Annotated in this window: 25 protein-coding genes and 1 pseudogene; 3 read left to right on the top strand and 23 right to left on the bottom strand. The window is 61.7% G+C overall.

All coding sequences use genetic code 11. The features are described 5' to 3' along the window. Positions 1–96 precede the first annotated feature (96 nt). Together ACUN0E_RS33165 and ACUN0E_RS33170 are read left to right on the top strand one after the other, a co-directional pair. Positions 97–1,902, top strand: a complete 1,806-nt coding sequence (locus tag ACUN0E_RS33165) for an AMP-binding protein (RefSeq protein ID WP_445569251.1) — start codon at positions 97–99, stop codon at positions 1,900–1,902. Positions 1,903–2,156: 254 nt separating this feature from the next. Continuing rightward, positions 2,157–3,017, top strand: a complete 861-nt coding sequence (locus ACUN0E_RS33170; RefSeq protein WP_408235295.1) for a DUF1571 domain-containing protein — start codon at positions 2,157–2,159, stop codon at positions 3,015–3,017. Here the strand turns inward: ACUN0E_RS33170 and ACUN0E_RS33175 are convergent. The 6 genes from ACUN0E_RS33175 to ACUN0E_RS33200 all read right to left on the bottom strand — a co-directional run bounded on the left by ACUN0E_RS33175 (position 3,014) and on the right by ACUN0E_RS33200 (position 7,421). After that, on the bottom strand, positions 3,014–3,421 hold the full coding sequence (locus ACUN0E_RS33175; protein ID WP_445569252.1) for a hypothetical protein: 408 nt from the start codon (positions 3,419–3,421) through the stop codon (positions 3,014–3,016). The genes ACUN0E_RS33170 and ACUN0E_RS33175 overlap by 4 nt on opposite strands. Before the next feature lie 77 nt (positions 3,422–3,498). Further along, positions 3,499–5,076: an FAD-binding oxidoreductase gene (locus tag ACUN0E_RS33180; protein WP_445569253.1), complete on the bottom strand. Its 1,578-nt coding sequence runs from the start codon at positions 5,074–5,076 to the stop codon at positions 3,499–3,501. Between the two features lie 39 nt (positions 5,077–5,115). Then, on the bottom strand, positions 5,116–5,589 hold the full coding sequence (locus ACUN0E_RS33185; protein WP_445569254.1) for a hypothetical protein: 474 nt from the start codon (positions 5,587–5,589) through the stop codon (positions 5,116–5,118). 264 nt (positions 5,590–5,853) lie between these two features. Beyond that, complete coding sequence (locus ACUN0E_RS33190; RefSeq protein ID WP_445569255.1) at positions 5,854–6,720, bottom strand: anti-sigma factor; 867 nt, start codon at positions 6,718–6,720, stop codon at positions 5,854–5,856. Beyond that, positions 6,720–7,262: a sigma-70 family RNA polymerase sigma factor gene (locus ACUN0E_RS33195; protein ID WP_445569256.1), complete on the bottom strand. Its 543-nt coding sequence runs from the start codon at positions 7,260–7,262 to the stop codon at positions 6,720–6,722. The genes ACUN0E_RS33190 and ACUN0E_RS33195 overlap by 1 nt, the downstream gene beginning before the upstream one ends. A gap of 15 nt (positions 7,263–7,277) precedes the next feature. Next, positions 7,278–7,421, bottom strand: coding sequence for a hypothetical protein (locus ACUN0E_RS33200; RefSeq protein ID WP_408339711.1), 144 nt, complete (start codon positions 7,419–7,421; stop codon positions 7,278–7,280). Positions 7,422–7,773: 352 nt separating this feature from the next. Between ACUN0E_RS33200 and hfq the strand changes: the two genes are divergently transcribed. Continuing rightward, positions 7,774–8,268, top strand: a complete 495-nt coding sequence (gene hfq, locus ACUN0E_RS33205) for an RNA chaperone Hfq (RefSeq protein WP_445569257.1) — start codon at positions 7,774–7,776, stop codon at positions 8,266–8,268. A gap of 20 nt (positions 8,269–8,288) precedes the next feature. On the opposite strand, the gene ACUN0E_RS33210 is transcribed toward hfq, so the two are convergent. The 17 genes and pseudogenes from ACUN0E_RS33210 to ACUN0E_RS33290 all read right to left on the bottom strand — a co-directional run bounded on the left by ACUN0E_RS33210 (position 8,289) and on the right by ACUN0E_RS33290 (position 25,016). Then, entirely contained in the window at positions 8,289–8,516 is a 228-nt protein-coding gene (locus ACUN0E_RS33210) for a hypothetical protein (protein WP_408235274.1), read from the bottom strand. A gap of 924 nt (positions 8,517–9,440) precedes the next feature. Continuing rightward, complete coding sequence (locus ACUN0E_RS33215; protein WP_445569258.1) at positions 9,441–10,373, bottom strand: phosphatase PAP2 family protein; 933 nt, start codon at positions 10,371–10,373, stop codon at positions 9,441–9,443. 164 nt (positions 10,374–10,537) lie between these two features. Continuing rightward, a pseudogene (locus ACUN0E_RS33220) lies at positions 10,538–10,717 on the bottom strand (IS5/IS1182 family transposase); the annotation flags it as partial. Between the two features lie 347 nt (positions 10,718–11,064). Next, positions 11,065–11,790 carry a DUF2968 domain-containing protein gene (locus ACUN0E_RS33225; protein ID WP_408235269.1) on the bottom strand — a complete coding sequence of 242 codons (726 nt, stop codon included), beginning with the start codon at positions 11,788–11,790 and terminating at the stop codon, positions 11,065–11,067. Between the two features lie 47 nt (positions 11,791–11,837). Further along, positions 11,838–13,229: a sigma 54-interacting transcriptional regulator gene (locus ACUN0E_RS33230; protein ID WP_408235266.1), complete on the bottom strand. Its 1,392-nt coding sequence runs from the start codon at positions 13,227–13,229 to the stop codon at positions 11,838–11,840. Between the two features lie 15 nt (positions 13,230–13,244). Next, positions 13,245–15,110: a TadG family pilus assembly protein gene (locus ACUN0E_RS33235; RefSeq protein WP_445569259.1), complete on the bottom strand. Its 1,866-nt coding sequence runs from the start codon at positions 15,108–15,110 to the stop codon at positions 13,245–13,247. Between the two features lie 8 nt (positions 15,111–15,118). Further along, on the bottom strand, positions 15,119–15,493 hold the full coding sequence (locus tag ACUN0E_RS33240) for a DUF3613 domain-containing protein (RefSeq protein WP_445569260.1): 375 nt from the start codon (positions 15,491–15,493) through the stop codon (positions 15,119–15,121). 26 nt (positions 15,494–15,519) lie between these two features. Further along, on the bottom strand, positions 15,520–16,392 hold the full coding sequence (locus tag ACUN0E_RS33245) for a tetratricopeptide repeat protein (RefSeq protein ID WP_445569261.1): 873 nt from the start codon (positions 16,390–16,392) through the stop codon (positions 15,520–15,522). Between the two features lie 10 nt (positions 16,393–16,402). Further along, positions 16,403–17,404: a type II secretion system F family protein gene (locus tag ACUN0E_RS33250; protein WP_445569262.1), complete on the bottom strand. Its 1,002-nt coding sequence runs from the start codon at positions 17,402–17,404 to the stop codon at positions 16,403–16,405. Positions 17,405–17,406: 2 nt separating this feature from the next. Beyond that, positions 17,407–18,417, bottom strand: a complete 1,011-nt coding sequence (locus ACUN0E_RS33255) for a type II secretion system F family protein (RefSeq protein ID WP_445569263.1) — start codon at positions 18,415–18,417, stop codon at positions 17,407–17,409. Then, positions 18,410–19,795, bottom strand: a complete 1,386-nt coding sequence (locus tag ACUN0E_RS33260; protein WP_445569264.1) for a CpaF family protein — start codon at positions 19,793–19,795, stop codon at positions 18,410–18,412. The genes ACUN0E_RS33255 and ACUN0E_RS33260 overlap by 8 nt, the downstream gene beginning before the upstream one ends. Before the next feature lie 3 nt (positions 19,796–19,798). Continuing rightward, positions 19,799–21,040, bottom strand: coding sequence for a fimbrial protein (locus ACUN0E_RS33265; RefSeq protein ID WP_445569265.1), 1,242 nt, complete (start codon positions 21,038–21,040; stop codon positions 19,799–19,801). 138 nt (positions 21,041–21,178) lie between these two features. Further along, positions 21,179–22,630, bottom strand: a complete 1,452-nt coding sequence (locus ACUN0E_RS33270; protein WP_445569266.1) for a type II and III secretion system protein family protein — start codon at positions 22,628–22,630, stop codon at positions 21,179–21,181. 40 nt (positions 22,631–22,670) lie between these two features. Next, on the bottom strand, positions 22,671–23,621 hold the full coding sequence (cpaB, locus tag ACUN0E_RS33275; RefSeq protein ID WP_445570567.1) for a Flp pilus assembly protein CpaB: 951 nt from the start codon (positions 23,619–23,621) through the stop codon (positions 22,671–22,673). Positions 23,622–23,709: 88 nt separating this feature from the next. Next, positions 23,710–24,186 (bottom strand): TadE/TadG family type IV pilus assembly protein, encoded by a 477-nt coding sequence (locus ACUN0E_RS33280; RefSeq protein WP_445570568.1) that lies wholly within the window; start codon positions 24,184–24,186, stop codon positions 23,710–23,712. A gap of 8 nt (positions 24,187–24,194) precedes the next feature. After that, positions 24,195–24,695 carry an A24 family peptidase gene (locus tag ACUN0E_RS33285; RefSeq protein ID WP_445569267.1) on the bottom strand — a complete coding sequence of 167 codons (501 nt, stop codon included), beginning with the start codon at positions 24,693–24,695 and terminating at the stop codon, positions 24,195–24,197. Between the two features lie 153 nt (positions 24,696–24,848). Then, positions 24,849–25,016, bottom strand: coding sequence for a Flp family type IVb pilin (locus ACUN0E_RS33290; RefSeq protein ID WP_445569268.1), 168 nt, complete (start codon positions 25,014–25,016; stop codon positions 24,849–24,851). Positions 25,017–25,337: the final 321 nt, after the last annotated feature.

A 25,337-nucleotide genomic window follows, 5' to 3' on the forward strand; every position in this document is an offset into this window, starting at 1 on the left:
CTGTAATGACCGCTTTGATTGCCGCTTTGATTCGTTCATGACTGGCTGCAAGACCAGCACACAAACAGATGAAGCCACTGCTTCAGGAGACGACCGATGACCCAGCCCACGCAAGCCCCGCTCTCGCCCGCCGCCGGATCCGCACCCCTGACGAATGCAGCAGATCAGGTGCCCAGCCAGGCGGCGAATCACGCGCCCAACACCGACGGCATCTGGTACGCGTCGTATCCGGCAGACGTGCCGCATGAAATCGACGTCAACCAGTACGAATCGCTCGTGCAGTTCTTCGACGAATGCATCGCGCAGTTTCGTGAGCGTGTCGCGTATGTGAGCGTCGGCGCGAACATGACGTATGGCGAACTCGGCCGCAAGGCGACCGCATTCGCGGCGTATCTGCAAAGCATCGGCGTGAAGCCCGGCGAGCGCGTCGCGATCATGCTGCCGAATACGTTTCAGTATCCGGTGTCGCTGTTCGGCGTACTCAAGGCGGGCGGTGTGGTGGTCAACGTCAATCCGCTCTACACGGTACGCGAACTCGCGCATCAGTTGAAGGACAGCGGCGCGCAAACCATCATCGTGTTCGAGAACTTCGCGAAGACGGTCGAGGACGCGCTGCCCGGCACCAAGGTGCAGAACGTGATCGTGACGGGTCTCGGCGATCTGCTCGCCGACGGCCTGAATCTGAAGGGGCGTCTGCTCAATTTCATGCTGCGCCATGTCAAGAAGATGGTGCCGGCATACAACCTGCCGAAAGCGGTGCCGCTGCTCGAAGCGCTTTCGATCGGTTACACGCGGCCGTTGACGCCAGCGCGCCCCACTCACGCCGACATCGCTTTCCTGCAATACACCGGCGGCACCACCGGCGTGGCCAAGGGCGCGATGCTCACGCACAAGAACATCATCGCCAACCTGTTGCAGGCGAAGGCGTGGTCCGAGGGGCAACTGAGCGGCGACATCGAAACGGTGCTCACGCCGCTGCCGCTCTATCACATCTATTCGCTGACGGTGAACGCGCTGATCTTCATGGGACTCGGCGGGCGCAACATTCTGATCGCCAATCCGCGCGACATGAAACGCGTAATGATGATCATCCGTCACGAGAAATTCACCGGCATGACGGCGGTCAACACGCTCTACAACGCGTTTCTCGACAACGAAGAGTTCTGCAAGCGCGACTTCTCGAACCTGAAGCTCGCGATGGCGGGCGGCATGGCCACGCAGAAGTCGGTCGCCGATCGCTTCAAGGCGGTCACCGGCAAACCGATCATCGAAGGCTATGGGCTGACAGAGTGTTCGCCGATCGTGTCGATGAATCCGGTGGACCTGACCAATCTACGCGACTTCGAAGGCTCGATCGGTTTGCCCGCACCGTCAACGCAAGTGCGCTTCAAGAAGGACGACGGTACGTGGACGAACATCGGTGAAGCCGGTGAACTGTGCGTGAAAGGCCCACAGGTGATGAAAGGCTACTGGAATCGCCCGGAAGAAACCGCCAAGGTGATCGACGACGACGGCTGGCTCGCCACCGGCGACATCGGCGTGATGGATTCGCGCGGTTTTATCCGTCTGATCGACCGGAAGAAAGACATGATCCTGGTGTCAGGCTTCAACGTCTATCCGAACGAAGTCGAAGACGTGATCGCAGCGCTTCCGGACGTACGCGAAGTCGCCGCAATCGGTGTGCCCGACGCCGCGCAAGGCGAACGTGTGAAGGTGTTCATCGTCAAGCGCAACCCTTCGCTCACCGCGGAACAGGTGATCGCCCACTGCCGCAAGAACCTGACGGGCTACAAGGTGCCGAAGCTCGTCGAATTCCGTGACGATCTGCCGCAAACCAACGTCGGCAAGATTCTGCGACGCGCGCTGCGCGACGAGGAACTCGCGAAGCAAAAACCTGCCTGACAGGAGGCAAGGCGCTCGATGCCATACCTTGCACCATCTTTTCGGAGAGATTCATGAAGCACAGCCTGTCCGCACGCTCACGCCGCTTGTGCCGATCGAGCCCATTAAGTGGCTCGAACCGCTCGCCGGCCTTCATGCGCCTCATCCGTTGTTCATCGGAGGCCGCGAGGTTGAGCGCGTCCCTGACAGCTTCATTGCGTGCGGTTTCGTCACGGGGACTTCTCATTGGCGCTCTGGTGGCCGGCGCCGTTGCGATGGCAACACCACCAGCGTTCGCGCAGAACGACGACACACCGCCCGCGCTCGACACTGCCAGTGACGTCAAGGCACCCACCACGCCGGTCTCGCAGGTCGGCAAGCTCACGCTCGATCAGCAGGTCAAATGGCTGCGCGCCGAGCAGCAAAGCGGCGCAATGGAAAAACTCGACGACGCCCAACTGGTCGCCGTGTTTCAGTCGCTCGACCCGCTTGCGTTGCCGCGCTACATCAAGGAAGGGCCGAACGGTTACCCGTCATACGAATTCACCATGTCGCGCTCGGAACGCATTCATGGGCAGTGGCCCGATAAGCCCGATCACATGCTGGTGCGCATCGCCCACGATCCATTGCGGATCTACGCGAAGTGGCTGCCCGACGGCGCGCACGCCGGTCAGGAAATCATTTACGACGAGTCCAAACGCACCGACGAAATGTATGGCCACCTCGGCGGCATCATGAATGTCATGCCGCTGTGGACCTCGCTGAACGGCGCCCTCGCCCGTGCACAGTCGAACCACCAGGTGCGCGATCTTGGCACCGAGTACATTGCCAATCAGTATCTCGCCGAAGGCAAGAAATACATCGAGGCCGGCTTGCCGCGCTCGACCCAGGTGGAAGTGAAAACCATCGACGGCGTGCGCGTGGTGGCCTTCACCTTCGAAACGCCGGACGGCCAGCCCAAGTTCTATGCGAAGAAAGAAACGCTCGGGCTGGATCTACGGCATCCGTATTTCCGCACGGTCGAGTCATATAACAACGACGGCAAAATCTTCGAGAAGATCGTCTTCGAAAGTATCACGCCGAAAACCTTCGACGACTCGACCTTCGATCCGAAGAACAAGGCTTATAAGTTCTAGCGGGCAAGGCGCGGCGTCAGCGCGAATGCAACGTTCGCGATGGGTCCCGCGCCCTGCTCGTAGCTGTGCTCGGCCATGTGGCCCACGCGGGTGGCAAGTTCCTTAAGCACGAAGTAATCGGATACGCGTGTGAGGCCAATCAGCGACGCGGACGTTTGCGCAGGCGTTTGCCTGAGGCGCGGCGCAAGCGTGGTGTACCAGAGCGTGCCGATGTCATCGCCGGTTTCGAAAGCGGGCAGCTTCATGTGTGCGACGTAGTCGGCGAATGCAGGGCCGCACGCGAGCGTGGAATCGATCACGGCGAGCGTGTCGCCGCGAGCGGCTGCGTGGGCGAGCCACGGCCATGCGCCACCTGCCGCGGTCGAAAACCATGCGCCGGCCATCATGAAAGCACGTCGGTCCATTGCTTCACCACATCATTACTGGGCGTGCGTCATTCGCATCACTCACGTCATGCACGTCACGCCCTCACCTACGCGCCTCACGTATAACCCCGCCGGTCGCGCCACGTTGCCGGCCAGATCCCCTGCTTACCCGGCGCGAGAATACCGTTCGGGTCGAGTGCGTCCTTGATCGTTTCCGAGAGTCGCAGCAACGCGCCGTCGTTAAAACTGTACTGCGCCGCAGCGAAATCCATATACGCAAGATGCGCGCGATATTCGCCGTAGCCCGCCGCGCGCGCATCGCTCATCAGCGACCGCAGTAAAGCACCGGCCTGCTCAACCTGATTTGCGTCGTCGCGGTCAAAAATCGCCGCGAAGATGTGGTGCAAATGACGCACGCCCGCCGTAAAGCCGCCGTAGTAATCGAAGCCGTATTCCGCGGCACGCGTTTTGGCCATCGTGTATTGACGCAGCGCGTCGCGCCCGGTCGCCGGGCACACCGGCGCGAAGTCCACATGTGCGCCCGCGCCGCCGCGCCAGTCGAGCATGCGGAACGCGCTCATCGCCGGGATACCGGCCAGGTTGCGATCACCGCCCGCGGTGGGTTGCGCGTCGCCCGTATAACGAGCCGCCGAGAGTTTTGCCTGCGGCACGCGGGAGAAAGCGCGCTGCACGATCGCATAGCGGGCGTCGATCAGTTCAGGCGTACCGTATAGTGCGAAATGCAGATTCCAGCGGCCGACGTTCAGTTTATCGAGCATCGCCGTCACCGCGTTCTCGGGCATCGCGCCTTTGCCTTCGTACCACTGCTGACGTGCCGACAGTCCCGCCGCCCGGCGCAAACCACCTTCGATCACCGCGTTATTGCGGATCGTTTCATCGAGCCGCAACGGCCGCAAGATATCGACGATCGCGTCGAGATCCTCCTCATGCCGAAACTGGATTTCACCGAGCAGGTACGCGGGCGGCGCGGGCATCAGCCAGACACCGAGCTTGGTGACAATGCCGTAGTTCGACTGCATGAACATCGCATCGAAGGAAGGTCCATAGCCCGGTTGATACAGTTGCCACGCAGTGCCGATTTCGATTCCGCCCATCCCGGTGCGCAACACGTCGCCGTTGGCAAGCACCACTTCCATGCCGCACTGCGCAGCCGCGTGATCGCCGTACGCGGTATAGCCAAAGCCGCGCTCGAGCGTATTGCCGACCACGCTGCCCCAACCCGCCGCTGGCGGATCGACCCAGAGCCTGTAGCCTTTGTCGCGCAAATGCGCGTAGAGATCGAAGTAGCTGACGCCCGGTTCGACCAGCGCGTAGGCGAGCGTTTCGTTCACTTCGATAATGCGGTTCATCCGCTGCAGATCGAGCACCACCGAACCCGTCAGCCGCGGCGCAGCACCACCGTACGCGAAGTTGCGTCCGGTCGAAACCGTCCACAACGGAATACGAAATTGATTGGCAATCCGCAACACCGCGCGAATCTCGTCGACGGATGCGGGCAGCAGCGCTGCGGATGCAGAAAACGCTTCGCGCTCGCCGGGCGCGAACGGATCGAGGTAAGCGGCGAGCCCGGCGGCCGAAGTCACCACCTGCGGCTCACCGACAATCGCGCGCCAACCGGCGAGCGCGCGATCGAACTCGACGGTGGAAACTTTCGGCGGCAAGCTGCGCGTCAAGGCGTCTCCTTTGCGGCCGCACGCGTAGGCGATGGCGCGCTAGCGGCGCATTCCACCGCCACCACCGCCGTGCGACATGCCGCTCCACATGTGCATCGACCCGCCGCCGTGCCAGTTGCCATACGATCCGTGTCCATAACGCACGTGGTCCATGTGATGAAAATGATGGAAGCGGTCGACGAAAATGAACGACACGCCGGCGCCGAATACCACCGGCGGCCCCCAGTACCATGGATCGTAGTAATACACCGGGGCCGGCCCCAAAGCCTGCGCGGCGGCATCGTCTTCGACGATCTGCCAGCTACCGTCCGGCTGCAGGCACGCGCGGCCGCTGATCTGCTGCATGACACCGTCGATTTCCGCCTGACCCACGACAAGACGGCACGTCGAAGCGTCGCTCGACGGCGTGTTCGCGTCCGATTGCGCCTCGGCCGGCGCCGCGCAAACGGCGCACACACACAGACACACTACGCCGGAACACAACCCGGTGCCGGATTGATGAAAAGTAAGCATGATTTCGCTGCCTCGACGCGCCGGCGTTGCGACTCGCAAAAAACGTGTCGACACCGTAAAGACCCCGTCGGTTTGCCTCGCACGAGACCGTGCCGTCCGCGCACATGCAAAGCGGTTCAGCATGATCCTGCAGCAAGTAAACGAAGCGTCGCGTGACGCTATTCCGACTGCGCGCGTGGGCCACAACGCTTTTCTGTTACCACGTGTTGCAGGCAGTTCGCGGCCGGCGCCGGGCATGTCCAGATGCTTGCCGTGCTTTCAGCGCTACTGCCAGCTTTCCGGCTTGCCGCCGAGCGCACTGCATACCTCGATAGCGATGCTGCGCAGCTTGCCTTCCGCAATCGGCCCGGACAACGCGTAGCCCATACGGTCGTTGACCCAGTAGAAGGTCCGGCGGTTTCCGTCGCGGAACAGGCGGAACGCGGTTTCGTCGCGAGAAATACCCGTGATGTACAGCGTGAGCCGTGCACCGCTGGTATTTTCATACATGAACTGCGCGGCCGGTCCGGCTTCGCCCGGCAACAAACGCCCGCCGACCAGCGAGTAACCGTACTCCTGCAACGACGGCACCGACAGCGGCCGGTTCAGGCGCTTGGACAGCCAGTTGATCAGATGCTCTTCTTCGCTCGCGGCGACTTCGACAGGATGACGCCGCTCGGGCGTGTACACCGCATAGGCGATATCGGCGCGTTCGGCAAAACTCGGCGGCTGGCCGCCCAGACCGTTCCACGCGCCGCCCGTCAGACGCGGTGCGAGCGGCCCAAGGGCGAGCGCGAGACCCGCGCCGGCTGCGAGCCAGCACGCTGCGAGGCCGACGCGTTGCCACCACGGCGTAGGCCGCCGCACTACGATGAAGGCCGGCTCGCCGGCGTCGCTCCGACCGACGCTTCCGCTGCGCTCGTTGTGTTCCTGATGTTCGTTGTGCTCATTGCGCTGTGGCGCACCGCACAGCGCCTGCAGCGCCGCTTTCTGTGCGCGCCACGCAGCCACTCTTGCGGCAGCCTGCGGCTGCTGCGCCAGTTGCGCCTCGATCGCGGCGCGCTCCATCGGCGGCAACTCGCCGTCGACAAACGCCGACAGCGCTCGCAGATCGAGTCCCTCAGGCAAACTGGAATCGTGGTCGTTATTCATCACGGATTTCTCACTACTTTCAGCGGCGGGACTTTACGCGCCAACCCCACAGCGCCCCCTTCAACCGGCCCCTCCGTCATCAGCACGCGCATATGTTCCCGCGCGCGCGACAGCCGCGACATCACCGTGCCGATCGGCACACCGAGCGCCTTCGACGCTTCCTGATAAGACAGTTCCTCCACGCAAACGAGCAGCAGCACTTCCCGTTGCTCGACCGCCAGGCAATACAGCGCGCGCTGCAGATCGCGCAACACCAGACCGTCGACCTCGCCATGCGGCGCTTCGAGATTGCGCCACGGCGCGCTTTCATCGTCGACGGCAATTTCGCGGCGGCCGCGCAACTGATCGATGTAAAGATGCCGCAGGATCGTCAGAAGCCATGCGCGCAGGTTGCTGTTCGGACGAAACGCCGCCCAGCGAGCGAGCGCGCGCTCCGCCGTGTCCTGCACGAGGTCGTCGGCCCAGGCGCGGTCGCCCGTCAGTGCGCGCGCATAGCGGCGCAACTGCGGGAGCCACGAAATCACTTCCGCTTCGAAATTCACCCGGCGCGACAACGCTCAGTAGCCGCCGCCGCTGCTCGTGCCACCGCTGGCGCCTGAGGCGCTGCTGTCGGTCGCGGAGGTGCAGGCGCTCGTTGCAAGCGAGCCTAGCGCGAGCGCCAGCAGCACGAAGGCGGCGGAAAGAATGCGGGATACGTTCATGGTGAGTCTCCTGATGGGTGCCAGGCCGGTGCGTGCGAGCCGGGCCCCCGATCGGCCACGTGCGACATGCAGCGCTGCCATGCCTGACTTAACGTGAGCGGATTGCGATTTATTCCGCACACGGCACTGCCATGAGCGATATTTTTCCGCCATCCACGCTGGGAACGCCAGAACGTGGCCGAAGAACGCGCTATTCGTCCCCAGATTCGTAACTCAACGTTACAGCCAATAGTTATCAGATGCTTATGTGCGCGCAAGCCGTTATAGTGGACGCAGTTCGGCCGCCAACGCGTTCCGCCCCCACACAGGGTAGAATCGCGGCGAACACCCGTCTTACTAACCTGAATTGTCCATGGCTTCCGCAGAATCGCATCCGCAAAACGACTTCATGAACGCTGCGCGCAAAGAACGAAAGCGCGTCGAGATCTACCTTGTCAACGGCATTCGCCTGACGGGGTGTATCGAGTCGTTCGATCAGTATCTGGTGATGCTGCGCACGCCTGTCGGCCTGCAAGGCATCTACAAGCGCGCGATCTCCACGATCCAGCTCGACACCGGCACGCGTCCGGCGCCGCGAGCCGGGCGGCCTTCGCACGGCGAGCACACCACGCGTGGCCCGCACGGCTCGCGTGAACCGCGCGACCATCGTGAGCCGCGCGAACCGCGTGAATCGTATGGCGCGCCGTCGTCGGATCGCCCTGCGTCCGATCGTAGCGGCAGCACGTCCGACGGTCCGGTGGTCGTCACACGCCGCCGGCGTCTGTTCGGCACGGGTGGCGGCGACGGTGGCCACCATGGCGGCGGCAATCATGGTGGCAACGGCGGCACGAGCGGCGGCAACGAATAAACACCTGCCGAAGCGGCCGGCTATTCCGACGGATGGCCGAGCCGCTGCAAAATCTTTTCCAGTCGCATCATCTGCAAGTCCGTCAGCTCGAATCCGCCTTTGACCGCCAGCACGCGGCGCCGCCAGTACAGGGCGTCCAGCATGCGCAGCGCCGGTTGCCGTGTCGCCCAATCCAGATGTTCCAGTTCGGCTTCCACCACGTGTGAGGCGTTGAAGCGCTGCGCGCGCGCAGGGTTTTTTCGGTCCATGTCGTTCGCTGCCCTATTGTTCGCTGCTCTTGTTTGCTCCCCTCCCGAGCTGAAAATTGCCGGTTCACGGCATGTCGTGTGGCCTGCCGATCGGGGCTGCTTTTGTTTTTAAGCGACACACTGAAAACGACTTGATGCGGATTGGTTTTAAGTTTTGTTTTTTTGTTCGTGGGTTTCTGGTCTGGTCTGGTATTTGGGGCTGGTTTTTAAGGTTTGAAGGGGATGCTTACAATCTGGGCGTGCTGGTCGTTCGGCTAGTACTCGCCTGGGGCCGCTTTGCGCTATGCTGGATCGTTGATTCTCTTTCTAACTGGAGCACGTCATGGCCAAGCAGAAGCAACCTACATCTCACCCTAAGGATTCGGCGCAGCCCGCTGGGTCTGCCGAGAGTCGCCTCGATGAGGCGCTCGAGGAGAGCTTTCCCGCCAGTGATCCGATCGCCGTCGATATGAGTGAGCCAAGGCACTTGCCAGTGGAAGAGGAGCCTTCGGCTGGGAAGAAGCGGCATTGAAGGTGTCGGTTTCCACCCTGCACGGCGCGGCAAATTCCATTTTTATTCAAATACTTAGGATTGGTTTAGTACAATTTGGCGCGGGCTTAAATGGTGGTAACACGTCGCACGGTCGCAACAATTCAGGTGATGTAGCTCACACTTGCTCCAGACAACGGCGTCACTCGGGTCGGCTGGGAGCGCCGCTGATACTTCGGCTCCTCCAGAACCTCCATGTTCAGATATTTTTACTAGTGGTGTTGCGCGACACGCTTGTGAGACGCCCAGTCTCACGTACCGACTTGGTCTGGCGGTGGAACATCCGCCGCACCTTGCCAATCATCGTCATCGGCGATCGCCCCCCGCCAGAAAAACTAGCAGGATAGGTTGATTGCCCGACTCAATTTTCAGTCGGCGCGATCCCTACAAGTGGCTCATTTTTCGGTCGGCTTAAACTGTTCGCGAGTGACACACTCGATTGCTTCTCTGAATTTCGTGGGCGGGACGACCGTTCGCTGACGGTTCGCGACTCTTAGGGCTTGGATGATTAGAACCGAGAGGAGCAATCCTGCGATTACGTCGAATAGATAGTGCCCCCCCTGCGTCGGCGTTGAGACGATCATCGTCGTATTAATGACTATCGCCAACCCAAAAAGCAATCGGATTCGTCGAAGCGAGTAGGTGAACAGAACGGCCAACATGGTGTGAAAGGAGGGTATGGACACAAGCCCCTGCATGTTCCGTAAGTCGAATATCCGCATTGTCCCATCGCGCAATATCGCAAAATCTGACACAGTTGACGCGGTATTCGGATCGGCAACCTTAAAGTATACGAACGCACTTGTCGCAGGGAACGGCGTCGAAATAATTAAGAGCAGAATCGCCGACAACATCAACAGAACAAAGAATTCTGATAAATCTTCGTGGCAACCCGATATCCCTAGAATGGCTGGAATCGCGAGTAATTGCCAAAATCCGCTCTCGTATGCAAGTGCAAGGATTTGCTGAACCTGTGAGTGAGACTTGACCCATAGGTATACTCCGGGCCAATCGAAGCCGAGTGCGCGATCGAAGCGAACCAGACTATTGTCTACAAGCGGCGCATTGATTGACACGCACAGGTAAGAGAGGATGCTGGCCGACGACATAAAGCATAGAAGTAGAGAAAACCAGGCTGCAGTATCTGAGACTTCCGCATAGCGCAACTTTGCAGTTATTCGCTCGTAGCGTGGGATGCGCCGTACTGCCCGTAGTACGACGACTGAGCAGATTAAAGCGCCCACAGCCTTGCAAACATACTCGATGCCTGTCCATCGCACAGAACGGTTCGTCAAATGGAGCCACGTGACATCGATCAGCAGGATCATGCCTACCACGGCCCATCCGCACAGATATCGTCTCAAGCGCGACGGTGACCTCTGCTCGAAGGACACGCCAGCATCTTCAGGTTGTCGCATGTGTAACGTCTCAGGAATATCTACCTAATATCTTATTCAACGTTGCGTGGCAACGAAATATCCTGTCCGCCGAACGTGCCGAATGGATGCTCGACAGTCTGTCGCCGGATGCGCATCATCTCAGGTACATGATCAAATCGCGCCTGCATCTCATCAAGAACAGCTTCGTGTTCCCAGCGTATCACGCGACGTTGAGAACCTCGCGTGCAGTTTCCTTTTAGCGGATATTGCTGGTAATTCGAACTCCAATACTTACGCCGTTGCACTTGACGTCACCGTCTTTGAAACGAACACAGTTATTCTTCATCGAACGGGCATCCGGAATCGTGAATGATATCTGTCTGTCGGGTGCCGCGTTGAGTTGAACCTCGAGTCAGGGAAACCAATGGGCTTGGACGCGCCGCTTGTACGGCAGGCGGAGCTGCTTTGCAGATGAGGTTACCGCGGGGATTGCTACTGAGGGGTTACTGCGAGGCTTCGTACCGTCGTACTGCGGGGATAGATGCCTGTATTGCGACAACGGCTTGAACGTCGGGTGGGGCGCGCGGTGCGTTCAAAGCCGCCTCGCCCTCCCCACCTTCCGGTTTCCCGGCCGTCGCGTTTAGTGCGTCGGCAGGCCGGTTTCCAGTTGACGCTGCAGCTCGCGAACCTGGCGTTGCGCGGCGCGCAGCTGGTCTTGTGCGGCAGCCTTCTGCTGCGCCAGCGCCGTTGCTTCGGCACGGGTCTGCTGCTGCTGATTCGCCACAATGGTCTGCTGCTGATGCGCAACGTCGAGGTCGGCCTGCAAGCGGTTTGCACGGTCCTGCGACAACGCGATCATGCGCTCCGTGAACGCCTTCTGCGCTTCCAGCTGCGAGCGTCGAATCTCGACGTCCGACAGTTGCAACGTCTGGCGCACAAAATCCTTGTAGATCATGTCGGCGCGCGTAGCGTCCTGCGTCTTGATGACGCGCCAGAAGTTCTTCTGCTGGAACAACGCTACGTAGTACGTCATCTCCTTGCCGTAAAACAGCAAGCTCGCACCGTAGCTGCCGTTGTACGTCGTACGCAATTCGCTCAGATCCGAGCCGCGGATCATCTGCTGCAATTCCGCAACGTTGCCCGCAGCAGATTGCCTGGCTTCGTCCGGCGTCAACGCGTTCGTCTGCGCCTGTCCATTCTGCCCAGCCACTGCATTGGCCGGCAAGGCCGTCGTCGTGCCCGGCTGGGAAACGACGCCAGCGCTCGATCCGCTATCCGGCAGAGCCTGCGCATACACGCCCTGCACGGCCCCCATCGCGATGAATGCGGCCAGGGCAATCTGCCGTAGTTTCGACTTTCGGTCCATGTAAATCCTGCTTGAACAGTTTTTGTTTTAGTACAACCGTCTCATTATTACTCACTTTCGCGTGTTTCGGGCTCTTCGTCAAAAATTTGGTATTTACGCATCTTCTCCCACAAAACCTTGCGGCTAATACCTAGATAAAGAGCCGTGTCCTGCCGGCGCCACCCATTTGCGTCGAGCGCGGCCAACACACGGTTTCGCTCCGCCATGTCCCATTTGCTGCGATCCACCAGTACCTCGGCCGCACTTTCGGCCGGCACCGGCTGGCTGGTGCGTGCAAGCGCGAGCAGCCGCTGCAGGCGCGCCGCGTCCCACGCGCCGATCTGACGCACCGTCACGCCGATCCGCTCGGCCAGGTTGCGCAGTTCGCGCACATTGCCGGGGAAGTAAGTGTCGGCCACCGCGTCGGCCAGCCAGTACGGCAGGTCCGGCAACGCGGAAAGACGTTCACTGCCGACGATCTGCGCGATGAACGCCTTGAAAATTGCAATCTTGTCGACGGCGCCCCGCTCTTCGAGCGACGGAATCTTCAACTCGATCACGGCAAGCCGGTAGTAAAGATCGGCGCGGAAAGTGCCGTCCTTGACCAGTTGCGGCAGATGCTTGTTGGTCGCCGCCACCAGCCGGAAGTCGAGCTTCACCGGCGCGGCCGAACCGATTCGGGTGACCGCGCTGTCTTCGAGCACGCGCAGTAGCTTGACCTGCTGATAGAGCGGCAGATCGCCGATTTCGTCGAGGAACAGCGTGCCGCCGTCCGACTGTTCGAAGTAGCCCTTGTGCGCGACCACTGCACCCGTGAACGAGCCTTTCGCGTGGCCGAAGAACAGTGATTCGAACAGGCCGTCCGGAATCGCGCCGCAGTTCACTGCGACGAAGGGCCCCTGACCGTAACGGGTATGTTTTTCGTGCAGCAGTTGCGCGATGCGCTCCTTGCCGACGCCGGTTTCGCCTTGCACCAGCACGCTCGTGTCGCAGTCGGCAAACGTGTCGACTTCGTGCAACAACGCCTGCATGCATTCCGAGTTGGCGATCATCGCGTCCGACTCGTGCGTCTTGGCGCTGTGCGCGCGCAGTTGCAGCACGAGCTTCATGACCATGCCGCGCAATTCTGCGCAGGTGAAGTCGAGCGGCAGGATATGCGAATAGTCGGACGGGTAAGTCGCCGGGTCATGGTCGCGCGGCGCGGCGCCGACCCACACAACGGGGATGCCGTGCGCGGCCTGCCAGTCGCGCATGAGCAGCGCGCCGCTGTCGATCACCGAAACGCTGATGATCGCGAGCGACGGCCGCTGCGCCGTCCGTTCAGGCGAGATCGCGATATCGTCCGCGCGGATCACTTCGACGTCGAAGCTCGCCATGCAGCGCGCGACCCGGTCGACGATGTCGGCCTTGCCCTCCCAGACGTAGATATCGAGTTCATCGATTTTGGGGTTGGTTCTCATCTTGTCTTGGTTAGGCTAGTTGACCAGTTGCGCGACGCCGCATTTCAGCGACATATTGTGGACCGTGGCGGTGCCGATCTGAACGCCCAGCAGCGAAAGTGTGGGGACGAGCACGGTGTCGAGCAGGTTGAACACTGGCTGCAGCAACGGTGTCAGGACGCCGGCGACCGCAGTCAGAATCGAATTCAACAGCGACGAAATATCGATCAGGTTGTTGAGAAGCGAAATGTCCAGCGCGCCGGGCAACGCGTTCAGCAATTGCGAACTGAAGATGGAGAGCGCGCTGCCAACCTGGTTGGAATTGGCGCTCACCACCACGTCGAAGCTGCCCGACGAGCCGTTGATGACAATCGGCGTGGAACCCGGCGTCAACGCCAAGGGACCGATGCCGTGCACGATGACGTTGGCCACCTGCACCGTTAAGCCGAGCAATGTCGCCGTGATGGAAGCCAGTTTGATCGGGGACGAATAGACTGCCGCAGTGACGGGCGCAGTGACCGGCACCGTACACTGCACACTGCCGCCAGACAGACAGGCCGCCGCGATGCCCGGTGTCACCTGCAGCGTTGCGTTGGTGGCCGCCTTGGTACTTTCGCAATCGACCGCCGTGAGGCTCGCGGTGCCGGGCGCGACGGCCAGCGTGACCACGAGCGGCGTGCTGAGCGCGGAGATCGACGCGGATACCAGCGGCGGCAAGCCCACGGTCAACGTCGGCAGCGGAACCGGCGCCAACGTGACGGTCGCGTTGACCACGGCGGTACGCGCAACGGTGCGTGACGTGGACGATCCGTTGACGACCGTCGTCCCGCCCTCGCCCACCGCCAGCACCGGCGGATTGATGACCTGCAGGGAGAGTCCCAGCACGCCGGGCAAGCCAGCCGTCACGTTGATCACCGGCGCCTTGCTCACCGAACCATCCGGACTGCGCTGCGCGATCTGCGCCGCAACCATCAACGCATCGAACGCGTTGATCGTCGCCGTTGCCGCGGCATTCGGATTGGCAAGCCCAAGTGCGAGCAGTCCGGGAGCAGACGTACCGCCATCGCCGACGGTAATGTTCTGACCGCCAGGAATCGTGACGGCCAGCGTTCGCAGAATCGCCGCGTTGACGGTATCGCCGCCGGCTTGCAACGCAGTGACCATCGCGAGCATCAGGTTCTGATAGGTCACCGTGGTCGCGAGCAGGCCTTGCATCGACGAGGCACCTAGCGCCACCATCAGATCCGAAAGCTTGATATGTGCCGTCGCGAGACTTTGCGTATCGCCGATACTCAGCGATACGCTGGTCTTCAGTAAGCCACCCAGGATCGCGTTCAGCAGTGCCGATTGTTGTGTGTTGATCGTGGCAATGCCGGTACCGAGCGAGAACGCGTCGATGTTGGACGCCAGCGCGGTGGCAGTCGCAGTCACGTTACGCGACGGTCCGAGGAACAGATAGGGCACTTGCTGCGAAACCTGGACTTGCACCGCGTTTAGCGGATTACCACTCGTGCCGAAATAAGTGCTGGTACTGGTATCCCAACGCCCGCAAGTCGTCGTGAGCGTTTGGGTAGATCCGTTAGCCGTGAATCCATTGGCCGTTGCGTTCTGCTGCGCGACGGTCGTTACCGACGAGCAACCCGCGGGAGTGCTGATCACCTGTACACCGGCCATCGCCGCCATATCCGCCGTGCGCTGCAACTGCCGGCGCGCATAGTACGTGTTGCCGACATCGAGTGCACCGAGTGCCGCAAGCGCCAGGCTCAGGAAGATCGCGGCCATGACCGCGACCGCACCATGCTGCCGGCGCGGCGCAAGCGCAGCCGCGCCGCCGGCACGACGTGCGTAGCCCGCACGCGTCCGGCGTCTGGCTGGGACCACTGGGAATTGACGTCCGGGCATGTCATCGCTCACCGGCTGCTGCCACTCGAGCCAGAACCGAGTTGCGAACCGCTGCCACCGCTCCCGCCAGAACCCAATGCTGACTCGTAAAGATCGGGAATCTTGCTCTTGAACGATTCCAGATAACGACGGTATGCAAGGCCTGCTTCCGCACCTAGCATCGGCAGCGCGGGCGCTGCTTCCGCGTTGCTGCTCTGCAGATTGGTCCAGGCACGTGCCGAATGACCGATTTCGCTCGCAGCCGGTGCCGTCTCTGTCGAAGTGCTGGTCTGGGCAAGCGCCATGCCGGTCGAGCCCGCGATCAAGCCGAACGCAAGCCCCACTCCCATGACAATGCGTGCCACCGATCCCATGCAACCCCGTTCCATCTGTTTGGTTTTCATATCCTTTCCCCTGATTGCGCCGTTGCTCATTGCGCGAACCGCTGCAATAAGCGCGGCGCCGGCTCGATCCCCTGCACGCTCGCCATGGCGCCGGCCGGTGCACCTGGCTGCTGCGCCGACGCTGAAGATTGCGATTGCGCACGCTCCGCCACGGCCACCTTGGCCGCGTCGCCACGAATCGCCGCGCGCACTTCGGGCGCCAGCTTCTGCTGATTCATCACCGCCAGCGCCTGCGCCTGCTCCCCGTTGGTAAGCAGAAACAGAACAAGATTGCTGACGATCTTCGGATTGTTCTGATCGAGTTGAGCCGCCTGCATCAGCGGCACGCGCGCACCGCTTACATCGCCGTTGCGCATGCGTGCATAGCCGAGATCCGACAGGGTCACCGCATCGGTCGGCGCGAGTTGCGCCGACTGCTCCAACTCCTGCGCGGCGCGCGCGAAATCGCCCGCCCCGCCGGCGAGCAATCCGAGGCCGCGATAACCTCGTGCGGCAAGCGGCGTCTTCAGCAATTGCGTGTACGCGGTCGCGGCGGCTGCCGGTTGAGCGGTCATACGCAACGCGTCAGCGCGCAGCAGAATCGTGTCCGGCGTCACACTGTATTGCTTTTCATAGGCGTCGATATGCGCGAGCGACGCGTAGTAAAGTCCCTGCGACTGCATCTGATCGATCAGCCCGAGATACATGCCCGGCGTGTCCGGCGCGGGATCGCGATTGGCCTGCTGGGCGAGCGCCGCGCGCTCGGCTTGCGGGCCCACGCCGTACCCGAGATCCTTCGATGCGCACCCGCCCAGCCACATCGACATCGACACCGCCAGCGACACCGATAACAAGGCTGCCACGCGCACGTCCCGCGGTTGGATGCGCTTCTGATACCCGATCGGAAAACTGTGAGCCATTGCAAAATCCTCAGTGTGGCGTCGAGTGCAGCGACTTCGTGACGGCAAGCACGCCCGGTCCGGCGGTGACGATCATCAGAGCCGGCAACAGCGTGAGGATCATCACGCCGGTCATCTTCACCGTGAGGCGGCCAATGCGTTCGCGCAGCATCGCGCGGCGCGCCTCGCGCAAGCGGTCACCAAACTGTTTGAGCGGCTCCTGCACCGCGCCACCGTGCCTGTCGACCTGTATCAGCAGTCGCACCACCGCACGCAAATCCTCGTTGTCATAACTCGCCGCAAGGCGATTAAGCGACTGGTCGCGCGAGCGGCCGGCCGCGAACTGACGCTGCGCAATTTCCAGCTCATGAGATAGCACCGGCAGCACCGTACGAAAATCGCTCACCATCACCTGCAGGCTTTGATCGAGCGAGAGACCAACGCCTTGCAGCAAACGCAGCAGATCGACCATCAGCGGCAATTCCTCAATCACGCCGTTGCGACGCCGGCTGGCGCGGCGGGCCACGTAAATCTTCGGCACCATGAAACCGGCCAGGGCGGACGCAATAACGATCACCGTCCAGGTCGACGCCGAAACATGCTCGCGTGCAAGCGTGCCGGCTAGCAACGGCAGTATGGCCATGCCCACCAGCCGCGCCATCAGAAACAGGCCACGCATGCGCGTGTCGACGAATCCACATTGTTCGAGCAGACGGCGGTCTTCCTCGGCGACGATCAGCCGACCGAGCGGTGTATCGAGCCAACGCACCCCGGCGTGTGCAAAACGCTCGAACAGGCGCTTCCAGCCTATGGGCCAGCCACTTCGGGCAGGGGCGCCGGTGTCCGCCCGCTCACTGCCGCGCGCAGCGGCGGTGAGCGCCGCGCTCTGCAGCGCGCGCTCGTCGAGCGCATGCGTCAGCGTGCGTTCGCTGCGCCGCGCCGCCGCGAGCCGCACGACCAGCACCGCAGCAATCAGCAACAGGCCGAGTGCTGCGAGAGCAAGCGCGATGGCGGCAACGTGTTGAGCTTGCATCTTCAGTTCCTCAGCCTTGCCATTCGATGCAGCAAATAGGAGCCCAACGCCTGCAACGCAAACGCCAAGTAGACGATATTGCGGCCGGTCGGATCGAACCACATCGATGCGAAATATTTCGGATTCGACAGAATCAGGAAGCCGCCAATACCTACCGGCAGTAGGCCCAGTACCCACGACGACATGCGTGTTTCCGCCGACATCGCAGAAAGCTCACGTTCGGCCTGTTCGAGATCACGCATGAACGATGACATCCGGTCGAGCATCACGTCGGCACGGCCGCCGTATTTAACCGACAGACGCAGCACCGCGCCGACCAACTCGAGCTCGCGCGCGTTATAAATCACTGCGACCTGAGAGAGCGCACGATCGATTTCGACGCCGCTGCGCAACATCCGTGAGACGTGGTCGAGGCATTCGCGCAGTGGCGCTTCCGTGGTCTGCAGCGATGCCTGAAAAGCAGCCGGCACGCTGTTGCCTAGCGTGATCAAGCGAACGATACCGTCGAGAAACAGCGGTAGTTGCCTCACAATCTGTTGACGGCGTTTGTTAGCGCGCATCGTCACTAGAAAGTAAATGAATGCCCCGCACGTAACCAGGACGGCAGCGGCGGCCAGCACGCCACCGACGCTCGCAGCCCAGATACACAACACGAGCACGACCGTCCCGATCAGTATGGCCGGCACACGCGCATGGGTGATGCCCGCGCTGATCATCGCGTGCTGCCACATGAAGCTGCCACGCGCTTTCAGATAGCGCACGCGGGCAAACCAGCCGGCATCGGCCAGCGGTGCTTGTGGCGCAGCCACGTGGGGCACACCAGCACGTGGCTGCGCCACGCGGGGGCTGGCCACGGGGCCGCCTGCGCCAACGGCGCCCGACGTCATGCGACTATCGATGAAGCGTTCGGCGCTCATCTGGTCTTTACGTTGTGCGCCGCGTTGCCATAGCAGTAACGCGCCTGCTGCGCACAGCAGCGCGAGCGCCGCGAAGACCAGCACCGAGCTAGACATTGAAGCCTCCGCCGAAGCCGCCCGTGCCGCCGCCTCCGAAACCGCCGCCGCTGAAACCCGCGTTACCGAATGCATTGGCTTGCGCCCCACCGCCCAGAGCCTGACGGAAACGCGCCAGTTTGGGCGAGTGCGGATGGATACCGAGCGATACCCAGTTATCGAGTTCGTCGCCCTCTGCGGTTGCGACCGGCTCGTAGCGATACAGCTCCTGGGTCGCGATGATGTTGTCCGACAAACCCGTCACTTCGGTAATCGACAGAATCCGCCGGCGTCCATTCGAGAGGCGCCCGATCTGCACGATGAAGTCAATCGCATTGGCGATCTGACGGCGCAGGCTCGATTCCGTGCCCTGAAAGCCAGCGAAGCCCGCCAGCATTTCCAACCGGTACAGACACTCGCGCGGCGAACTCGCGTGGACGGTGCCCATCGAGCCGTCGTGGCCAGTATTCATCGCCTGCAGCATTTCGAGCACCTCGCCGCCGCGCACTTCGCCGACGATGATCCGGTCTGGGCGCATCCGCAAGGTATTGCGCAGCAAATCGCGGATCGACACGAGGCCCGCACCGTCGAAACCGCCGGGACGGCTTTCGAGCCGCACCACGTGCGGATGGTTCAGCGACAGTTCGGCGGTGTCCTCGATCGTCACAACCCGCTCCGGCTCGGGAATGTGAAACGCGAGCGCGTTCAGAAGCGAGGTCTTGCCCGAACTCGTACCACCCGACACCAGCACGTTGCAGCGCGCCGCCACCGCGGCTTCGAGCAGCGCGCCGACTTCGGGGCTATACGTGCCGTTGGCGAGCAGATCGTCAGGACGCAGTGGGTCTTTGCGGAATTTGCGGATCGAGACGATCGGCCCGTCGATCGACAACGGTTCGATCACCACATTCACGCGACCGCCGTCCGGCAAACGCGCATCGACCATCGGATTCGATTCGTCGAGGCGCCGCCCGATCGGCGCGAGAATCCGCCGCACGATACGCAGCAGGTGGGCGTTGTCGGCGAAACGCACCTGGATTTTCGTGAGGATCCCGTGCCGCGACACGTACACGTCGTTGTAGCCGTTGATCAGAATATCTTCGACGGCCGGATCGGCGAGCAGATCCTCGATCGGGCCGAACCCCGCCAGTTCTTTGGTCAGCGCCTCGGCTATCAGCCGCACTTCGCCCTCGTTGATCGGAACCCGGCGCAGCCGCACAAAGCTGTCCATCTCCAGATCGACGAACTGGTTGATCGCGTTACGCGACCAGCGGCCGAACTCCGAGCCAAGTTCCTCGATACGCGTCAACAGATGTTCGTGCGCAGCGTTCTTGATATCCTGGAACTGCTGGCTATGCGCGAACGAAGGCGCGTTGTCGGCAAATTCAATCTCTTTTGCCATCGTTTATGACCGCTTTTGAGTGGTTGGAATGAAGCGCTTAAGCGCACTAAGCGCGGATTTTCCGCCTGGTTGCGCGGCCGTTCTCGCGGCGCCACCGAGCCGTTCAATCAACGGCTCCAACGCTCGCACATAAGGATCGCGTGCCACAGTGTCCGCCAGCAGATGCCCCTGGTTGACAGCCTGGCCGAGTGCAACACGCCGCTCCGGTAACGTCGTCAGCAACGGAATCTCCAGCCGCTGTGCGATCTGTGCAGCGGCTAGCCCGAGGTCGCTATCGAACTTGTTGACGATCAACCTCACGTTGGCGGTATCAACACCCTCTTCGCGCAATCCGTCGAGCACACTCACTGCCGATACGATCGAGGCAACGCCCTGATCGCACATCAGCCACGTTTCGTCCGCGGCCTGCACGACGTGCGCGATGAATTCGACATTGCTGAATCCACCCAGATCGACGATCTGCTGGTCAAAGAACGCCCGCAGCCGGTTCAGCAAACCGATCGACGACGAATACGACACCTCGCGCATATCGGCAAGGTTCGGCGGCAGCGTCGTGAGCGCGAGGCCGCTCGTGTGGTGCGACAGTGCGGTATGCACGAAGGTCTGATCGAAGCGGCGCAGATTGCGCACAGCTTCGACAAAATTGAACTCGCTGCGGGTATTCAGGAGCAGCGAACCGTCGCCCGCCGGCAAGCCGAGATCGAGCAACGCGGCTTGCCGCCCTTTTGCGACATCGCGCCGTTGCAACATGACCGCGAGGTTCGCGGCCAGCGTGCTCACACCCATGCCGACGCGCGCCCCAAGCAGTGCGGTCACCTGCCCATGGCGGCTGACCGGCTCGACCAGGTTGTCGAGCACCTGACGCGTGATGCGCAAAGCATCTTCAGCGGGAGCCGACAGATCGATGAAATCACGCACGCCGACACGCAACGCGGCCAAGGCGCTTTCCGGCTCGACGAGCGAACCGAGCGCGACGATCTGCATACCGGGATAGGCGCTGCGCACTGCGCTCGCGGCAGCACTCGCCGCAGCGGCGCGGCCGCCGGAAAAGTCGACGAATACCAGCGACGGGTGGAGCACCCCAATGCGCTGCATGAGCATTGCCGGATCGAGCGTGACCGCTTCGACCGTGCCGGCGCCTACCAGCGTATCGGAGAGCCAATGCACGTGTTCGTCTGCTAGCGAAGCGAACACGAAATAATCGGTGACCGCCCGTTCAGTCAATGAATGCGTTCTCGCGTTCATGTTGGACATCCTTTTGCGGCATCGGCAGCCAGGCCGCCGCGTCGTCCTGCATACTGCCGCGCACAGGCTCTGTGCGCGTGCATCTGTTTGCTTCGCGTAATCCGGTTACCGCGTGCGCCGAGCGAAGTTTCGGCGCCCTCATTTTGAAAACCCCGGCGCTGCATCGCCCGCAATGAAACCACCGACCAGTGAGCGCCACACCGGACCGTTGCGCTGCTCGGACTGTTCGCCCGGCGTCGTCGGCACGGGTGCCCCCTTCGCGAGCGGCGACACCAGATGCGGCGTCACGATGATCACCAGCTCTTTCTCATTCTGCTGGTAGCTCATTTGTTTGAAGAACGTGCCAATGATCGGCAGATCGCCCAGCAAGGGCACCTTGGATATATTCGAGGTGGTCTCGCGGTCAACCAGGCCGCCGATTACAAAGCTCTCGCCGTCTCCGAGTTCGACCGTGGTGTCCGTGCGCCGCGTCGTGAACGCCGGCACTGAGACGCCGCTAATCGTCACCGCGTTCGCGAAGTCGAGCTGGCTCGCCTCCGGCGCCACTTTCAGCGCGATGCGTTGCGGGCCCAGTACGGTCGGCGTCAACGTGAGACCGATGCCGTAGGGCTTATATTCGATCGAGGTCGTCCCTAACCCTTGCGGCACCGGCACAGGAATTTCGCCGCCGGCGAGAAAGCTTGCACTCTGTCCGGACAACGCAACGAGCGTCGGTTCGGCCAGCACGCGAGCCATATTGTTGCTTTCCATCAGGCTCAGGTCGGCGAACAGACCGTGGGTCGCCGAGTTGAACACCAGATTGAACGCTGACGACAGCGGCGTCGTGCTGGTCATCTGGGGCGCCTGCCCCGCCGTCGCGGACACCGAGGTCAGTGCCGATGGCGCGAACGAGCCGAACGTGAAACCGTTGTTCTGCTTGAAGAAGTTGAAGCCGATCTGCTTGAGCACGGAACGGCTGAATTCCACGACGCGCACATCGACCTGCACCACGGCACGGCTGGCAACCGTCGACGTATCGAACACCGCGCCGTCTTTCGAGGTTGCGCCGTCCTTGCCTGCTGCGGCATCCTTTGCAAGCGATCCTTCCGCCGCGACAACGGCGCGCTGATGCGCTTCCATCGTCGCCGCCGAACCGGACATCAGCGCAGTACCGCCGAGCACCTTGACACCCGGCGTATCGGGGCCGAGCAGCGAAGCCGCCGCTTGTGTAATGACGTTCACCGTGTACGTCAATGGCGTATCGCGGCCTCGCTCCCACAACATCAAACTCGTGGTTCCCGCGGCCTTGCCAACCAGCAGCACGCCGCCACGGCCGCTACCCTTCATGATCAATACGTCGGCCACCGACGGGTCGCCGAGTGCTATGCGTTGCAGTACGTGGCCTGTCGCCACCTGTTGCTGGCTGCCGACCGTCAGTCCAATAGTTTGGCCGCCCACCAGCTGCGCAGGTTCGGCCGATGAGGCAGGTCGTGCCGGGCGCGCCTTCCGCGCGTGCTGGGTAGGATCGGCTGCGTGCGCCGCGCCTGACGCAGTCAACAACGCCAATCCGACGTACGCCACCGTCCCGAATGCAAAAATCCGTTTTGTCATGTAGTCATGGACGCGACCGGCCGCCCGCTCCCTAAAACTGCTACCAGGCGACCGTTTCGGCGCGCCCACCCCGTATCACTTCGATACCGCTCTTTGTACTGTTTGTATTGCCTGCCACGCGGGTCGGCGCAACCGGCATATGCTGCGCCGGTGCGAGCCGCGGCGCGACACCTGCCAGGCTGCCAGCACCAGACAAGGTGTCGAGTGCAACGCCGGCCGCAGCCTTCGTCGAGTCCTTCAACGCATCGCCGGAACCGGCATGCGCAGAAGTTTTAAGCACGCCTGGTTGCGCGGGAAAAACGCTTTCGTCGGCCACTTCGGTATCTTTTGGATTGCGTAGCGCGAAAACCAGCCGGCCGGCACTCTCCGCTAGCGTCAGCCGGTCGACATCGGCAACCGGCACCGCCAGCACCGCTGTGCGCACCATGCCGTTCGGGTCACCCGCGGTATCGCCGCTCGCGGTCGCATTACCGAACGCGAGCACACGGACTTTCGACATCAGCAGGCGCGCCTGGGTACGGTCGATTTCGGAGCTGCCGACGCCGGCGTTATCGCGTTTGAGCGTAAAAAACACGTCGACGAAATTGCCGGGCCGCAGCCGGTTCGCCACCGCATTGCTTTCGTCGACGCGTACCGCGAGGGCGCGCTCACCTGGCTCAACACGCTCCGCCAGGCCCGACGACAACTGCGTTTCCAGCACCGGGGAGTCCGCGCTGATATCCGCGTTCGGCACACGGCCCGTCAACTGGGCCGGATCGGTGAAGGCGCCATTCGGATTGATCGGCAGCGCCTGCACGCGCAAAGCATCGACGGTAATCGCCTTGCCCGCCGGCAGTGGGCGGGTCGCCACCACGACCGGAAAAGTAGCTTGCGTCGCGGCCGTGACGGCCACCGGCGCCGGGCGGCGCGACAGTGTCCAGGCAAACAGGCCGAGCAGCAACGCGACCGCGATCAGCACACCGGCGATAATTTTGGTCAGATTCGGCATGATGACTCGCTGCTTCGATTGAACAATGCCCTATAGCGCGAGCATTCACGCGCGCGTCGACGGACAGGAAGGCTGAGAACCAGCGCGTGCATCACTGAATATTCTCCGGATTGAGTTGGACGGTCGCGCTGCTCGTTAGCGTCTTCGGCAGCGGGATACTCACGAGCGCTATCGATGGCACGATCGGGTGGCTCTGGTAGTCGTAGACCATTGCGACTTGCACACATTGCATCCCATTACTGGGACTACAGGCGCTCGCGGTCGACGTGCAGGTCGCGGCGCTGACGATCGAAGCCACCACCGCCTGGGCCGCGACGCAGGCTGCCGTGGCGCGATTGGTGAGCGCACTTTGCAAAGAAGTGTTGGGCTGGTAATTCAGAGCGGCCCGCGCGCCTTCTTCGGCCGCCAGTGTCAGGTTCTGCTGGGCCACCATCATCAGGCTGAAGGTGATGATCATGTACACGATCGTGAAGAACAGCGGGAACACCAGCGCGAATTCGACGGCCGTGGCGCCACGTTGGCGGCGCGCAAGCGCGGGCCCTTTCTGTGGTTTCATGGACCGAGTTATGGAAGGTCTCATCGCAGCACACCCGTCGACATTTGCAGCGCCAGCCATGCACAGGCCGCCACTGTCAGACACGCCGCATAGGGGGTCGATACTTTACCGCCCACTTCGAAGGTCGGACCTGCGTGTCGCCCGATCGTAGCGAGTCGCGTGCGGGTCGTGACGAGCAGCCAGAGCGCATGCATGCCGGCTGCGAGGCTCGCGGCGACCCAGAGTCCGAGCAGCGTGTGCACACCGCACCAGGCACCTAACGCGGCGAAAACCTTGACGTCGGCAGCACCCATCGCACCCAACGCAAAAAACGGCAGCAACGCGAGCAGGCCGACGACAGCGCCCAGCGCTGCCTGTCCGGCCGAAATATTAAACGGGCTGCGCTGGAATAGCGCGCACGCAAATGCCGCCGCTAATCCAACAAAGACAAGCGAATTGGAAATGCGCCGGGTGCGGCAATCACATATAGCAATGGCCGCAGCCCACGCGACAAATAGAATGCCGGCGACGGGTAAATTCATAATGGACTCGACGGGCGAGATATATCAGTGCGGACTGCATAAGCAGTCTGCACTAAAAACTCAAGTGACCTTGTTCCAGAAAGGGCGCGAGACTAACCGGCTCGAACCGGTCGCATCTCGATTCCACCTACAGGAACTGGCGCCGCCAGACCCCTAGCCCTTAATTAAAAGGGCAATCGTTGAGAATGCACTCGTAAGCGCGGTGGTGATAGAACCGACCGCGGCTACAAGTGCCACCGCCATCAACCCCGCGATGAGCCCATACTCGATGGCCGTAACGCCCTTGTTATCTCTCAGGAAGCGTTGTGTGAATTTTTTCATTTTTACCCTCGGACTTTCATTTATTTCGTTTGTTTACGTGCTGCCTCGGATGGCGGAGTCTTCAGTGCTGCGGACCATTGGTCTCTCATTCCTGGCCCTGCGTGTTGCACTGCAGAAGCACCGCCTTGCAGCCGGCTTCAATAAAACAGATGTCTATGAGCTTTCTGTTCGATAACCCACCTCCCTCGTCAATCCATGATGCTTTTGGGTTTTATAGCTGAACAATCATATTTAAGCAATTGTCCGCTTCCCTGAGCCCACACCATATGCGTTTTAGCAGCGTACTCAGGTTAACGGCAGTTCGTGCGTTGCAGCACATAG

It is taken from the genome of Paraburkholderia sp. D1E, from assembly GCF_052682275.1.